This is a genomic window from Roseovarius tolerans, assembly GCF_900109855.1.
GTDB classification, from domain to species: domain Bacteria; phylum Pseudomonadota; class Alphaproteobacteria; order Rhodobacterales; family Rhodobacteraceae; genus Roseovarius; species Roseovarius tolerans.
The window spans coordinates 1-14393 of the sequence record NZ_FOBO01000019.1 but is presented as its reverse complement, the minus strand read 5'-3'; the positions used below and the strand labels follow the sequence as shown (position 1 = coordinate 14393).

Sequence of the window (14393 nt, the reverse complement as noted above, 5' to 3'; positions counted from 1 at the left end):
TTAAGACGGTCTTAACCAGTTTGCGCCACCCTTGTCGGAAACGGCTCGACGAGGTGCCTGATGGCGACGATGACGATCACGGAAATCGCGGCCCTCCTCGCTGGGGCGACACTGTTATCGCTCGCTGTGATCTGGCTCGCGGGGCTGCTGCCCAACCCGGTCCGGCCCCGGCCCGACCGGCCCGCCGCGCCGCAATGCCATTTCCTGTTTCGCGGCGCGACCCTCATCGACCATGACGCCGGTGCCCTCTGGCCCGACGAAAGCGATGCCGCCGATGATGATTGGTCGCGCTTTCGAAACTGGCTGGCCTTTCGCTTCGGCACCCTGCCCACCGATCCGCACAGCATCACAGCGGGCAAATCGCTGACATTCGACAGCACCCTGCCGGATGATCCCGCGCGGCTCGAACTGCAGGCCAGCGCCCGTAGCCTGCGCGCCACTTTGCACGAGGGCGGGCCGTCCTGCCCCGCACATCTGCATGAGGGACGACGCCGCCTGATGGTGCTGGATGTGCCCAAGGCGGCGCTGCATGCGGCACCGCAACCGGTGTGGATTCTGGGCCGGGATGGCCACCTGATCTGGCAGAACGACGCCGCCGGCGCGTTCCCCTCCGACAGCATCACCCGGATGAGCGCCGCGCTCGGCCCCCTGCCCGAACCGACGGACACCCGAACCCAGCGCATCAGCCTCCCCGATGCGGACGGCAACGCACCCGATCGCTGGTTCGATCTCACCGTCACCCACATGCAGGCGGGACACGCGTTTTACGCCTGCGACATCACCGCCCTCGTCAGCGCCGAAACCGCACAGCGCGATTTCGTGCAGACCCTGGGGCGCACCTTCGCCGATCTGCCGACCGGGCTGGCGGTGTTCGATCGCGCAAAATCGCTGGCGTTGTTCAATCCGGCCCTGATTGACCTCACCGGGCTGCCGGCCGGTTTTCTCAGCGCCCGTCCCAATGTCATGAGCTTTTTCGACATGCTGCGCGACGCACAGGTCATGCCGGAGCCCAAGAATTACGCCAACTGGCGCAGCCAGATCAACGATATGGTCAGCGCCGCGCGCGGCGGCCTCTATCAAGACTGCTGGAGCCTTGCGACCGGGCAGACCTATCGCATCACCGGGCGGCCGCATCCCAACGGGGCCGTGGCCTTTCTGTTCGAGGATATCAGCCTTGAAGTCTCGGAGGCGCGCAATCACCGCAGCGAGATGGACCTGAGACAGGCCGTGATCGACAATCTCGATGCGGCGATTGCCGTGCTGTCCCCGGATCACCGCCTGATGTTTTGCAATGCGGGCTTCGGTACGCTACTGGGCATCGACCCCGACAGCAGCCTTGCCGACACGCGATTGCGCGACATCGTCAGCGCCTGTCAGGCCCGCTTTCCGCAAAGCACGCTCTGGCCAATTCTGGAGCGTCAGATCGCAACCGGCGCGCCGGTGTCAGAACGCATTACACTGGCGCAGGGGGCCGGGCAACTCGATCTGCGGCACATACCGGTGGGCCGAGGAAACACCATGCTGTCGCTCTGCCATCACGCAGCAAAAGACGCCGCCCTGACGCAAGAACGCACCGGCTGATCCGGCTTGCGGGCAGGCGTGGCGCGTGTAGTGTCGGGCCATGTCCGGACCCTGCCGCAGCCTCACCCTTGCCAGCCCCGATGCGACCTGCGCCTTCGCGCAGGCGCTCGGCCACAGGCTGTCCGCCGGGGATGTCCTGCTCCTCTCGGGCGGGGTCGGCGCGGGCAAGACCCATTTCGCCCGCTGCCTGATCCGCGCGCTCCTGCGCGAACCCGAAGACGTGCCCTCGCCCACCTACACGCTGGTGCAGACCTATCCCGGCAGCAATTGCGAGATCTGGCATGCCGATCTCTATAGGCTCAGTGACCCCACCGAGGTGATCGAACTCGGCCTCACCGAGGCGTTTGAGAGCGCCATCGCCCTCGTGGAATGGCCCGACCGGCTCGGCGATCTGGCCCCTCCCGGTGCCCTCACCCTCGATTTCACACCCGCTGAGGCCGAGGACACGCGCCACCTCACGCTCACATGGTCCGATCCACGCTGGACGACGACGCTGAAGGGGCTGACCGATGACTGACCGCACCGCCGCGATGGCCGATTTCCTCGCCTCGACCGACTGGCACGCCGCCGAGGCGCGCCCCCTTGCCGGTGACGCCTCGAACCGTCGCTACCTGCGCCTGCACCGCCCCGATGGCGCGCGCGCAGTGCTGATGGACGCCCCCCCGGAAAAGGGCGAGGATGTGCGTCCCTTCACCCGCATCGCCCGCTATCTCACAGGGATCGGCCTCTCCGCCCCCGACATTCTGGCCGAGGACACGGCACGCGGCTTTCTCATCCTCGAAGACCTCGGCGATGCGCTCTTCGCCCGCGTGCTGAACCGCGCGCCAGACGATGAAATGCGGCTCTATACCGCCGCAACTGACGTCCTCGCCGCGCTGCACCACCACGCCCCACCCGCCGACCTGCCGCCCTATTCCCCGCAGGTCATGGCCGACATGTCATCCCTCAGCTTCGACTGGTACCTCAAGGGCGCCACCGACGAGGACAGCCCCGCGCGCACCGAGTTCCACACCACGGTCCACGATCTGCTCCAACTCCACGCCCCGGAAACAGACGTGCTCATTCAGCGCGACTATCACGCCGAAAACCTGCTCTGGCTGACGGAGCGGACAGGCACCGCCCGCGTCGGCCTGCTCGATTTTCAGGACGCGATGCGCGGCCACCGCGCCTATGATCTGGTCTCGGTCCTGCAGGACGCCCGCCGCGACGTCGCCCCCCCCACCGAATCCGCGATGGTCGCCCATTACATCGCCGCCGCTGAAGTCGATCCCAACAGGTTCACCACCGCCTATCACACGCTTGGCGCACAGCGAAATCTGCGCATCCTCGGGGTCTTCGCCCGGCTCTGCCTGCGCGATGGCAAGGCGCATTACATCGACCTCATCCCCCGCGTCTGGGGCCTTTTGCAGCGCGACCTCGCGCATCCGGCACTCGCCCCGCTTGCCACGCTCGTGCACAACACACTCCCCGCCCCGACCCCCGCAATCCTGACCCGCCTCAAGGAGAAGCGTGCGACATGAGTCTGCCGGTCATGCTCTTTGCCGCCGGGTTCGGCACACGGATGGGGGCTTTGACCCAAGATCGTCCCAAACCCCTGATCCAGGTGGCGGGCAAACCGCTCATCGACCACGCGCTCGATCTGGTCACCGCCTACGGCCCGCCGCGCACGGTGGTCAACCTGCACTACCTGCCCGATCAGATCACCGCGCATCTGGCGGGGCGTGACATCCGCTTTTCCCACGAGACGCCCGAGATCCTCGAAACCGGCGGCGGCTTGCGCGCCGCCCAGCCCCTCCTTGGCCCCGGGCCGGTCTTTACCATGAACACCGATGCGGTCTGGCAGGGTCCAAACCCGCTTTCGCTACTGGCCGACGCATGGCAGCCCGGCAACATGGACGCGCTGCTTCTCTGCATCCCCAAGGCGCAAGCCATCGGCCATTCCGGCACCGGCGATTTCCGGATTGCCGAGGACCGGCGCGCCACGCGCGGCCCCGGCCTCATTTATTCCGGCGTGCAGATCATCAAACCCGACCTGCTGGACGAGATCGACGACCCGGCCTTTTCACTCAACCTTCTCTGGGATCGGATGCTGGCAGACAACCGCCTCAGCGCCCTGCCCTATCCCGGCCAATGGTGCGATGTGGGCCATCCCGAGGGCATCGCGCAGGCCGAGGCGATGCTGGGCCACCGAAATGTTTGAGCCCTCCTACACCCCCCGCGTCTTCGGCCTCGCCCCCGGCGTCGATTTCCCCCGCGCGCTGGTCGAAGGCCTGCGCGCCCGCCATGCCGGTCAACCGCCCGAGACGCTCGCCCGCGTTACCCTCATCGTCAACACCCGCCGTATGGCCCGCCGCATCCGCGACCTCTTCGATCAGGGGTCGTCCTGCCTGCTGCCGCGCATCAGCCTGGTCACCGATCTGGGCGAGATGTGGGATCTCGCGCATATCCCAGACCCGGTGCCGCGCCTGCGCCGACGGCTCGAACTGGTGCAACTGATCTCGACCCTGCTCGACACTCAGCCCGACCTCGCTCCGCGCAGCGCGATCTTCGACCTCTCCGACAGCCTTGCCGGTCTGATGGACGAGATGCACGGCGAAGGCGTGCCACCACAGGTGATCGAGGATCTCGACGTCACCGATCAATCCGGCCACTGGGCGCGGATAAAGTCGTTTTTGGGCATTGTTCGTCACTATTTCGAGGCTGATCCCGAAAACCCCGACGTGGAAACCCGGCAGCGTCTGGTGATCGAACGACTGGCCGATCTCTGGGCGCAAAACCTGCCGCAATCGCCGATCATCGTCGCAGGCTCCACCGGCTCGCGCGGGGCCACGCAACTCCTGATGCAGGCGGTGGCCCGCCTGCCGCAAGGCGCGGTGGTGCTGCCTGGGTTTGACTTTGACGCGCCCGCCCATGTCTGGGACGCGCTCGCCGACCCGATGACCTCAGAGGACCACCCGCAATACCGCTTTGTCCGGTTTGCCCAAGGCGCGGGCATCGCCCCGCAGGACATCGCACCATGGTCCGACGACACTCCCCCGCACCCCGCGCGCAATGCGCTTGTCTCGCTCGCCCTGCGCCCCGCCCCGGTCACCGATCAATGGCTGCGCGACGGGCCAAACCTGCGCGATCTCGCCCCCGCCATGGCCGATGTCACCCTGATCGAGGCGCAATCGACCCGCACCGAGGCGCTCGCCATCGCGATGCGCCTGCGGCTGGCCGCCGAGGACGGCCAGACCGCCGCCCTCATCACGCCAGACCGCACGCTCAGCCGTCAGGTGACCGCCGCGCTCGACCGCTGGCACATCCTGCCCGACGACAGCGCCGGTCAGCCGCTGCACCTTTCCCCACCCGGGCGGCTCCTGCGGCATGTGGCCGACCTCTTCCGCCACCCGCTCAGCGCCGAGGCGCTTCTGACCCTGCTCAAGCATCCGCTCACCCATCAGGGGGCCGCGCGCAACGACCATTTGCGCCTGACCCGCGATCTGGAACTGCACCTGCGCCGCAACGGGCCGCCCTACCCGACCCGCGATAGCCTGACGGAATGGACAGCAGGCAAGTCCGACCCGTTCCTGGCCGATTGGGTGAATTGGCTCTGCGAGTGCTTCACCGACCGCGCGCAGCCCGACGATGCGCCGCTCGACACCCGCGTCGAGGCGCATGTCACGCTCGCCGAACGCATCGCGCATGGCTGTGTTGGGGACGGCACCGGCACGCTCTGGCAAAAGGAGGCGGGGCAGGACGCGCTCAAACTCATCAATTCCCTGCGCGACGAGGCAGGCGTCGCGGGCGCGCTCAACGCCACGGATTACGCCAGCCTCTTTCACAGCATCCTCTCCGGCGAAGAGGTCCGCGACCCGACCGATCCGCGCCCCCATATCCTGATCTGGGGCACGCTCGAGGCGCGGGTGCAGGGCGCCGATCTGCTGATTCTCGCCGGTCTCAACGAAGGCAGCTGGCCCGAGGCCCCCAAGCCCGACCCATGGCTCAACCGCGCGCTGCGCCATCAGGCGGGGCTCTTGCTGCCCGAGCGCCGCATCGGCCTCTCGGCGCATGATTTCCAACAGGCCATCGCCGCGAAAGAGGTCTGGCTCACCCGCTCCGTGCGTTCCGACGATGCCGAAACCGTGGTGTCGCGCTGGCTCAACCGCGTGCAGAACCTGCTCTCCGGCCTGCCCGGTCAGGGCGGCGCCGAGGCGCTCGCCGCCATGCGCGCCCGCGGGCAGGCGTGGCTCGATCAGGTCACCGCGCTGGAAACCCCCGGCGAGGTGCCGCGCGCCCCGCGCCCGGCCCCGGCGCCCCCCATCGCCGCGCGCCCCGATCGGCTGAGCGTGACGGAAATCAAACGCCTGATTCGTGATCCCTACGCGATCTATGCGCGCCACGTCCTGCGCCTGCGCCCGCTCGATCCCTTGATGAAGCTGCCCGACGCGCTCCTGCGCGGCACCGTCCTGCACGAGATTCTGGAGTTGTTCGTCAAACACGCCCTCGACCACCCAGACCAGAACACGCGCGAGGCTTTGCTCGCAATTGCAGAGACTGTTCTGGCCCAAAACGTGCCCTGGGGCGAGGCGCGCGCGCTCTGGCTCGCACGGCTGGAACGCGTCGCCGACTGGTTCATCGAGACCGAGGCAGAACGCCGCGCACAAGCCACGCCCGCGCGGTTCGAGGAAAAGGGCCGCGCCGAGATCTCTGAGCTCGGCTTCGCCCTCTCGGCCAAGGCCGACCGGCTTGATCTCGACGCACATGGCCGGATGTATATCTATGACTACAAGACCGGCACGCCACCCACCGCCAAGGAGCAAAAGAGCTTTGACAAGCAATTGCTGCTCGAGGCTGCGATGGCCGAACGCGGCGGCTTTGGCGAGATTGGCCCGGTCAAGGTCATGCGCGCCGCCTTCATCGGCTTGGGCAGCACCCCGAAAGAGGTCGCGGCCCCGCTTGATGAGGAGCCACCCGATCAGATTTGGTCAGAGTTCAAGGAGCTGATTTCGGCCTATTCAGTGCCGCATAAGGGCTATGTCGCCCGCCGCGCCATGCACAGCTCCGAGGATCGCGGCGATTACGATCAACTCGCCCGCTTCGGCGAATGGGACGTGACCGATCCCCCGGATGAAAGCGGGGTGGGCCAATGACCGCGCGCGACGCCGCCACGCAGGCGCAGGTCGATGCCGCACGGCCTGACCTCTCCACATGGCTCTCGGCCAATGCCGGTTCGGGCAAGACCCGCGTGCTGACCGACCGTGTCGCGCGGCTCCTGCTCGACGGGATCAATCCGCAGCATATCCTCTGCCTCACCTATACCAAGGCCGCCGCCAGCGAGATGCAGAACCGCCTGTTCCAGCGGCTTGGCGCATGGGCGATGCTGGGCAATCGCGATCTCTCGGACGCGCTGCGCGAGTTGGGCCACGAAGCCACGATCGACGACGACACCCTGCGCCACGCCCGCCGTCTCTTTGCCCAGGCGATCGAGACCCCTGGCGGGTTGCGCATCCAGACCATCCACTCCTTCTGCGCCGCGCTTCTGCGCCGCTTCCCCCTCGAAGCCGGGGTCTCACCCCAGTTCACCGAGATGGAAGACCGCACCGCGCGCCTGCTCCGCGCCGAGATCGTCGAGGATCTGGCCGCTGGCCCGCAGGCCGACACGCTCTACGCCATTGCACGGCACTATTCCGGCGAAACACTCGATGATCTGACCGCAGAGATCACCCGCCACCGCAGCGGTTTCGCCCGCCCGGTCCGCGAGGCCGATCTCGCAGAGAGTTTCGATCTGCCCGAAGGGCTGAGCATGGCCGATGTCGAGGCGCGCGTTTTCCTTGGCAATGAATCCACCCTGCTCGATCACCTCATCCCGGCGCTTCAGGCAGGCTCCGCCAACGACACCAAGGCCGCGGCCAAGCTCTCACGGATCACCGCGCTCGATCACCGCGCCCTGCCGATCCTCGAGGATGTATTCCTCACCGGCCCCGGCGCTAAATCGCCGTTTTCCGCCAAGATGGGCTCTTTTCCGACCAAGGCCACGCGCGAATCCCTAAGTCCCGTGATTGACCAGATCGAGCAATGGATGCTGCGCGTCGAGGACGCCCGCCAGACCCGTCTCGCCGTCCTCGCGCTCCAGAAAACCCGCGCATTGCATGCCTTTGCCCGTGCCTTTCTGCCCGCCTATGAACACGCCAAGCAACTGCGCGGCTGGCTCGATTTCGACGACCTCATCCTTCGCGCCCGCGATCTGCTCACCGATCCCGCCGTCGCCGCCTGGGTGCTCTACCGGCTCGATGGCGGCATCGACCATATCCTTGTCGACGAGGCGCAGGATACCAGCCCGGTGCAATGGCAGGTGATCGAACGGCTGGCGCAGGAATTCACCAGCGGGCAGGGTGCCCGCCCCGACACCCGCCGCACGATCTTTGTCGTCGGCGACAAGAAACAGTCGATCTATTCCTTCCAGGGGGCCGACCCCCGCGAATTCGACCGCATGCAACGCGACTTCGGCGCGCGGCTGGAAAACACCGGCACACCGCTGCAATCGCGGGTGCTGGCCTATTCGTTCCGCTCGTCCCGCGCGATCCTGACCACCGTCGATTGCTGCTTCGATCAAAGCGAAAATAGCGGTTTTACGCCCCAAGAGGGTCACAAGGCATTCTTCGAGGCCCTTCCCGGCCGCGTCGATCTCTGGCCCCTGATTGAGAAGCCCGAGCTCGAAGATCCCCCCGCCTGGCACATGCCGGTGGACGTGCAGGCCACCAACCATCCCGCGATCATCCTAGCCCGGCAGGTCGCCGCCGAAATGCGCGCCATGCTCGACCGGGGCGAGACGATCCCCGACAAGGACGGCTTTCGCCGCGTCCGCCCCGGCGATTTCCTGATCCTCGTGCGCCGCCGCTCGACGCTCTTTCACGAGATCATCCGCGAATGCAAGGCGCAGGGCCTGCCCATCGCCGGAGCCGATCGCCTCAAGGTCGGTGCGGAACTCGCAGTCCGCGATCTCGCCGCGCTTCTCTCCTTTCTCTCGACGCCCGAGGATGATCTCTCGCTCGCCACCGCACTGAAATCGCCACTTTTCGGTTGGACAGAGACGCAGTTATACGACCTCGCCCAAGGCCGCACCCAGCGCTATCTCTGGCAGGCCCTGCGCGACCGCCGTGCGGAATTTCCTGCCGTGCTGGAGGTCATCGACGACCTGCTCAACCACGTCGACTTCCTCCGCCCCTACGAGTTGATCGAGCGCATTCTCACCCGCCATGATGGGCGGCGCAAACTTCTCGCCCGCCTCGGGGCCGAGGCCGAGGACGGGATCGACGCGCTCCTGTCGCAGGCCATGGCCTATGAACAGCGCGCCGTCGACAGCCTCACCGGCTTCCTCGTCTGGATGGAAACCGACGATCTGGAGATCAAGCGCCAGATGGACAGCGCCAGCGACCGGATTCGCGTGATGACCGTGCACGGCGCCAAGGGGCTGGAGGCGCCGGTGGTCATCCTGCCCGAAACCGGCGCCTGGCGCGCCTCGCCCACGCCACAGATCGTCGCACCCTATGACGTGCCGCTCTGGACCGGCCTTGCCCCCGACATGCCCGGCGAGATCCGCGACGCCGTCGATCAGCGCCGCGCCGCGCAAGAGGCCGAGCGCGACCGCCTGCTCTATGTCGCGATGACCCGGGCCGAGAAATGGCTGATCGTCGCGGCTCATGGTGATCTCGGATCAAGCGGCAACACCTGGTATGAAAAGGTCGCGCGCGGAATGGAGACGGCAGGGGCCACCGCCCACAGCTTTGCGCAAGGGCCCGGCCTGCGCCTGCAACACGGGGTTTGGGCTGAAACAGAGACACAATCAAGTAACGATCAAACGCACAGCATCCCACCCCTCGCACCTGTTTTCGAGCGGACAGCGCCGCCCGCGCCCGACCGCGTCAAGACGCTCAGCCCCTCCGATCTCGGCGGCGACAAGGCCCTGCCCGGTGAACGCGGCCTCGATGAGGACGCCGCCAAGCGCCGGGGTCGTCAGGTCCACCGCCTGCTCGAATTCCTGCCGCAAGTGCCCGCCCCCGACTGGCCAGCGACAGCGGCCCGCCTCCTTTCCAACGGCCCCGATGCGGCAATGGGCGAAGAGCTTGCGCTCTTGCTGGCCGAGGCCGAAAAGGTCCTGACCCGGCCCGGCCTTGCCCCGCTTTTCGCCGCCGATGCCCTGACCGAGGTGACGATCACCGCCGACCTTCGCACCACCCGCCTGCATGGCGTCATCGACCGGCTGATCCTCGCCCCCGATCATGTCCTGGCCGTGGATTTCAAGACCAACGCCATGGTTCCCGACACCGTGGCCGACTGTCCCGACGGCCTCTTGCGGCAGATGGGCGCCTATGCCCACGCCCTGGGTCAACTCTACCCCAACCGGCGCATCGAGACGGCGATCCTCTGGACCCGTACCGCCACCCTCATGCGCCTGCCGCACGAGAGCGTGAGCGCGGCCCTCGATTCCGCCGGGATCGCTTGACGCGACCCGTCCGGCTCCATAGGTTCAGCGTCGAAACCCTGACCGCTAGGAGACATGCACATGGCCACCGTTGCCGTAACCGACGACACCTTCGATGCCGAGGTGAAGAATTCCGATATCCCCGTCGTGGTGGATTTCTGGGCCGAATGGTGCGGCCCCTGCAAGCAGATCGGCCCGGCCCTCGAAGAGCTGGCGGCCGAGATGGAAGGCAAGATCAAGGTCGCCAAGGTCGATGTCGACAGCAACCCGAATTCCGCCGTCGCCATGGGCGTGCGCGGCATTCCGGCGCTCTTCATCTTCAAGAATGGCGAAGTGATCTCGAACCGCGCCGGCGCCGCCCCCAAGGCCGCGCTGCAAAGCTGGATCGAAGACAGCATCTGACCCCTTCAGAACACCTCGTGGATTGGGGTCGCGCAGCGCGCGGCCCCTTTTCTTTGCCCGCAAAACACGCATGATCGCCGCATGACCCTGACCAATTCCGATATCGCCGAGCTGATCGCGCTGCGGCATGATCTGCACCGCCACCCCGAGATCTCGGGCGAGGAGCGCGAGACCGCGCGCCGCATCACCACGGCGCTAGAGGCCGCGCCGCCCGATACCCTGCTGACCGGTCTCGGCGGTCACGGTGTGGCCGCGGTCTATGCCGGGGCCGAGAGCGGCCCGACGGTGCTATTCCGCTGCGAACTCGACGCGCTGCCCATCGAAGAGCAGGGCGATCTGCCACACTGCTCGACCCGTCCCGGCAAGGGCCATCTTTGCGGCCATGACGGGCATATGACCGTGCTGATGGGGCTTGCCCGGCTCCTGTCGCGACAGCGCCCGGCACGCGGCCGCGCAGTGCTGCTCTTTCAACCTGCCGAGGAAACCGGGGCAGGGGCCGCCGCCGTGCTGGCCGATCCGCAATTCGAGACTATTACACCCGATTACGCCTTTTCCCTGCATAACATGCCGGGCCTACCTCTGGGGCATATCGGCCTCATCCCCGGCCCGGTCAACTGCGCCTCGCGCGGCATGGCCGTCACCCTCACCGGCAAATCCGCCCACGCGTCAGAGCCCGAAAACGGCACCTCGCCGATGGCCGCCCTCAGCAGCCTCATGCCGCAACTGACCGCGCTCAGCCACGGCACGCCGCAGGATACGGATTTCACCCTCGCCACTGTGACTCATGCCCAAATGGGCGCGCCCGCCTTCGGCATCGCCCCGGGCGAGGCCACGCTCTACGTCACGCTGCGCACGTTGACCGATGATCGCATGGCCGCGCTGTGTGAGGCCGCCGAAACGCTGGTAGAGGAGATGGTCGAGGTGCATGGCCTGACCCACACGACTACCTATCACGACATTTTCGCCCATTGCGAAAACCATCCGGATTCGACCCAAATCCTGCGCAACGCGTTCGACACACTCAACATCGCGCATGACGACAGCGGCCTGCCGATGCGCGCCTCCGAGGATTTCGGCCGCTTCGGCCAGCACGCAAAATCCGCCATGCTGTTCCTTGGCGCAGGCACCAATCACGCCGCACTCCACAATCCCGATTACGACTTCCCCGACGATCTCATCCCTATCGGCGCGCAGATCTTTCACCGCGTGGCGCGCGACCTGCTGGGGTAAGCCCGCCCTTGCACCCATCTCTGCCGCCTTCCATATAGGGCGGACCAGAACGGAGGCCTTAACATGAGCGATTTTCCCGGTTGGCACGGCACCACCATCATCGGTGTGCGCAGGGGCGGTGAGGTCGTCGTCGCGGGCGACGGGCAGGTCAGCCTCGGCCAGACCGTGATCAAGGGCAGCGCCCGCAAAGTGCGCCGCCTCTCGCCCGGCGGCTATGACGTGGTCGCGGGCTTTGCCGGCTCCACGGCGGATGCCTTCACCCTCCTGGAACGGCTCGAAAGCAAGCTCGAGGCCACCCCCGGCCAGCTCCAACGCGCCTGTGTCGATCTCGCCAAGGACTGGCGCACCGACAAATACCTGCAAAAGCTCGAGGCGATGCTCATCGTCACCGATGGCGATCAGCTTTACGTCATCACCGGCGCAGGCGACGTGCTCGAGCCCGAGCACGACATCGCCGCCATCGGCTCCGGTGGCAATTTCGCCCTCGCAGCGGCCCGCGGCCTCGCGGAGAAAACCGACCTCTCCGCCGAAGACATCGCCCGCCAGGCCATGTCCATCGCCGCCGATATCTGCGTCTACACCAATGGCAACCTGACGGTGGAGAAAATCACAAAATGACCGACCTGACCCCGCGCGAGATCGTCTCGGAGCTTGACCGTTTCATCATCGGCCAGAAGGACGCCAAGCGCGCCACCGCCGTCGCCCTGCGCAACCGTTGGCGCCGCAAGCAGCTGACGGATGACCTGCGCGACGAGGTCTACCCCAAGAACATCCTGATGATCGGACCCACCGGCGTCGGCAAGACCGAGATCTCCCGCCGCCTCGCCAAACTCGCCCGCGCCCCCTTCATCAAGGTCGAGGCCACCAAGTTCACCGAGGTCGGCTATGTCGGCCGCGACGTCGAACAGATCATCCGCGATCTCGTCGACAGCGCCATCGTCCAGACCCGCGACTACATGCGCGAAGACGTCAAGGCCCGCGCCCAGCACGCCGCCGAGGAACGCGTCATCACCGCCATCGCCGGGGAAGACGCCCGCGAGGGCACCCGCGAGATGTTCCGCAAGAAACTCCGCGATGGCCTGCTCGACGACACCGAGATCGAGATCGAGGTCTCCGACAGCTCCAACCCCCTCGGCATGATGGACATTCCCGGCCAGCCCGGCAGCCAGATGGGGATGATGAACCTCGGCGATATCTTCGGCAAGGCCTTGGGCAACCGCACCACCACCAAGCGCATCACCGTCGCCGACAGCCACGATCTGCTGGTCAGCGAGGAGGCCGACAAGCTCCTGGATGATGAGGCCGTCACCCGCACCGCCCTCGAATCCGTCGAACAGAACGGCATCGTCTTTCTCGACGAGATCGACAAGGTCTGCGCCAAATCCGACGCGCGCGGCGGCGATGTCTCGCGCGAGGGCGTGCAGCGCGACCTGCTGCCGCTCATCGAGGGCACCACCGTCTCCACCAAGCACGGCGCGGTCAAGACCGACCATATCCTCTTCATCGCGTCCGGCGCCTTCCACATCGCCAAACCGTCAGATCTGCTGCCCGAACTGCAAGGCCGCCTGCCCATCCGGGTCGAACTGCGCGCCCTCACCGAGGCCGATTTCGTCCGCATCCTGACCGAGACCGACAACGCCCTCACCCGCCAATACACCGCCCTCATGGGCACCGAGGAGGTGACGGTCGACTTCACCCAAGACGGCATCGCGGCGCTCGCCCGCATCGCGGCGGAGGTCAACCAATCGGTCGAGAACATCGGCGCGCGGCGGCTCTACACGGTGATGGAACGGGTGTTCGAAGAACTCTCCTTCACCGCCCCCGACCGCGCGGGCGAGTCCGTGACCGTCGATGCGGCCTTTGTCGAAGAGAACCTCGGCGAGCTGATGCGCTCGGCGGATTTGTCGAGGTATGTGTTGTGAGGGGGCACAAAAGACAACGTGAAGTAGCGGGCGACGATTAATTGTGGCCGTGCCCCGAACCATAACTAATGTCGCTCGCATCGACATCTTTGCCAGGTGAGTTAGTTAAAAACTCTTCGTAATTAGCCTTCTTCTTGGCGGCGATGTCAACGCAGTATAGCCCACCTAAGATTGCGGCGGCCCATGGCATTAGCGTTATCAATTCGAAAGACATTTTTCCGCACAGTATTGGCAAAAGTTCAAACCAAAAATGTGAGAACAAAATCACCGCTCCGATTGAAATCCCTAGCATTTTCTGAATTTTTAGGTGAGAGATCATTTTATTATCTGGACGATGCTTACCAAAGTAATAATGAATTTCCCTTAGATCGCTTTGATCCAGAAACTGTCTTTCGATGTTCGCTATCATGACCAAATTACGATTGTACCAATAGCTCGCATCAATAACTGGTCTGCCCCTGGAGCGCCCCCACTGAAGTGGTCCACCAACTGGGATAGTATTATCCCATTTCAGGAGGAGCAGAGATGGCTGGAAAGAGAGACAAACCCGAAGAGATCGTGCTGAAGCTGCGGCAGGTTGAAGTGTTGCAGGGGCAAGGCAGCTCGATTGCCGATGCCGTGCGCCAGATTGGCGTGACGCAGCAGACCTATTATCGATGGCGCAAAGAATATGGTGGCATGAGCCGGGATCAGCTCAAACGTTTGAAGCAGTTGGAGACCGAGAATACCCGGCTCAGGCGTGCGGTTTCAGATCTGACGCTGGATAAGATGATCCTGGCCGAGGCTGCACGGGG

The 14393-nt window shown here is 65.6% G+C and carries 12 protein-coding genes; 11 read left to right on the top strand and 1 reads right to left on the bottom strand.

Annotation, left to right across the window (positions count from 1 at the left end):
• Window positions 1-60: 60 nt before the first annotated feature.
• The 10 genes from BMX04_RS15900 to hslU all read left to right on the top strand — a co-directional run bounded on the left by BMX04_RS15900 (window position 61) and on the right by hslU (window position 13599).
• Window positions 61-1581, top strand: a complete 1521-nt coding sequence (locus BMX04_RS15900; RefSeq protein WP_074787880.1) for a PAS-domain containing protein — start codon at window positions 61-63, stop codon at window positions 1579-1581.
• A 40-nt stretch (window positions 1582-1621) separates the two neighbouring features.
• A complete protein-coding gene (gene tsaE, locus BMX04_RS15895; protein ID WP_074787879.1) occupies window positions 1622-2098 on the top strand; it encodes a tRNA (adenosine(37)-N6)-threonylcarbamoyltransferase complex ATPase subunit type 1 TsaE in 477 nt (158 codons plus the stop codon).
• The gene (locus tag BMX04_RS15890; RefSeq protein WP_074787878.1) at window positions 2091-3101 is read left to right on the top strand and encodes an aminoglycoside phosphotransferase family protein; all 1011 of its coding nucleotides are present in this window, start codon (window positions 2091-2093) and stop codon (window positions 3099-3101) included. Before tsaE ends, BMX04_RS15890 begins: the two co-directional genes overlap by 8 nt.
• The gene (locus BMX04_RS15885) at window positions 3098-3781 is read left to right on the top strand and encodes a nucleotidyltransferase family protein (protein ID WP_074787877.1); all 684 of its coding nucleotides are present in this window, start codon (window positions 3098-3100) and stop codon (window positions 3779-3781) included. The genes BMX04_RS15890 and BMX04_RS15885 overlap by 4 nt, the downstream gene beginning before the upstream one ends.
• Window positions 3774-6713: a double-strand break repair protein AddB gene (gene addB, locus BMX04_RS15880; protein ID WP_074787876.1), complete on the top strand. Its 2940-nt coding sequence runs from the start codon at window positions 3774-3776 to the stop codon at window positions 6711-6713. The genes BMX04_RS15885 and addB overlap by 8 nt, the downstream gene beginning before the upstream one ends.
• Complete coding sequence (gene addA / locus BMX04_RS15875; protein ID WP_074787875.1) at window positions 6710-10066, top strand: double-strand break repair helicase AddA; 3357 nt, start codon at window positions 6710-6712, stop codon at window positions 10064-10066. The genes addB and addA overlap by 4 nt, the downstream gene beginning before the upstream one ends.
• 60 nt (window positions 10067-10126) lie before the next feature.
• Window positions 10127-10447, top strand: a complete 321-nt coding sequence (trxA, locus tag BMX04_RS15870; protein ID WP_050663646.1) for a thioredoxin — start codon at window positions 10127-10129, stop codon at window positions 10445-10447.
• 81 nt (window positions 10448-10528) lie between these two features.
• Window positions 10529-11677, top strand: coding sequence for an amidohydrolase (locus tag BMX04_RS15865; RefSeq protein ID WP_074787874.1), 1149 nt, complete (start codon window positions 10529-10531; stop codon window positions 11675-11677).
• Between the two features lie 63 nt (window positions 11678-11740).
• Window positions 11741-12295 (top strand): ATP-dependent protease subunit HslV, encoded by a 555-nt coding sequence (hslV, locus tag BMX04_RS15860; protein ID WP_050663644.1) that lies wholly within the window; start codon window positions 11741-11743, stop codon window positions 12293-12295.
• Window positions 12292-13599 carry an ATP-dependent protease ATPase subunit HslU gene (gene hslU, locus BMX04_RS15855; RefSeq protein WP_074787873.1) on the top strand — a complete coding sequence of 436 codons (1308 nt, stop codon included), beginning with the start codon at window positions 12292-12294 and terminating at the stop codon, window positions 13597-13599. The genes hslV and hslU overlap by 4 nt, the downstream gene beginning before the upstream one ends.
• Before the next feature lie 37 nt (window positions 13600-13636).
• On the opposite strand, the gene BMX04_RS15850 is transcribed toward hslU, so the two are convergent.
• The gene (locus BMX04_RS15850) at window positions 13637-14008 is read right to left on the bottom strand and encodes a hypothetical protein (RefSeq protein ID WP_139194584.1); all 372 of its coding nucleotides are present in this window, start codon (window positions 14006-14008) and stop codon (window positions 13637-13639) included.
• Between the two features lie 116 nt (window positions 14009-14124).
• Here BMX04_RS15850 and BMX04_RS15845 point away from each other — a divergent pair.
• Window positions 14125-14393: transposase (locus tag BMX04_RS15845; protein WP_074787871.1), on the top strand; the 269-nt coding region annotated here is incomplete at its 3' end.

Bases quoted from the DNA above. Each gene is read 5' to 3' on its own strand.
- BMX04_RS15900 (WP_074787880.1), top strand. From the start codon at position 61: ATGGCGACGATGACGATCACGGAAATCGCGGCCCTCCTCGCTGGGGCG.
- tsaE (WP_074787879.1), top strand. From the start codon at position 1,622: ATGTCCGGACCCTGCCGCAGCCTCACCCTTGCCAGCCCCGATGCGACC.
- BMX04_RS15890 (WP_074787878.1), top strand. From the start codon at position 2,091: ATGACTGACCGCACCGCCGCGATGGCCGATTTCCTCGCCTCGACCGAC.
- BMX04_RS15885 (WP_074787877.1), top strand. From the start codon at position 3,098: ATGAGTCTGCCGGTCATGCTCTTTGCCGCCGGGTTCGGCACACGGATG.
- addB (WP_074787876.1), top strand. From the start codon at position 3,774: ATGTTTGAGCCCTCCTACACCCCCCGCGTCTTCGGCCTCGCCCCCGGC.
- addA (WP_074787875.1), top strand. From the start codon at position 6,710: ATGACCGCGCGCGACGCCGCCACGCAGGCGCAGGTCGATGCCGCACGG.
- trxA (WP_050663646.1), top strand. From the start codon at position 10,127: ATGGCCACCGTTGCCGTAACCGACGACACCTTCGATGCCGAGGTGAAG.
- BMX04_RS15865 (WP_074787874.1), top strand. From the start codon at position 10,529: ATGACCCTGACCAATTCCGATATCGCCGAGCTGATCGCGCTGCGGCAT.
- hslV (WP_050663644.1), top strand. From the start codon at position 11,741: ATGAGCGATTTTCCCGGTTGGCACGGCACCACCATCATCGGTGTGCGC.
- hslU (WP_074787873.1), top strand. From the start codon at position 12,292: ATGACCGACCTGACCCCGCGCGAGATCGTCTCGGAGCTTGACCGTTTC.
- BMX04_RS15850 (WP_139194584.1), bottom strand. From the start codon at position 14,008: ATGATAGCGAACATCGAAAGACAGTTTCTGGATCAAAGCGATCTAAGG.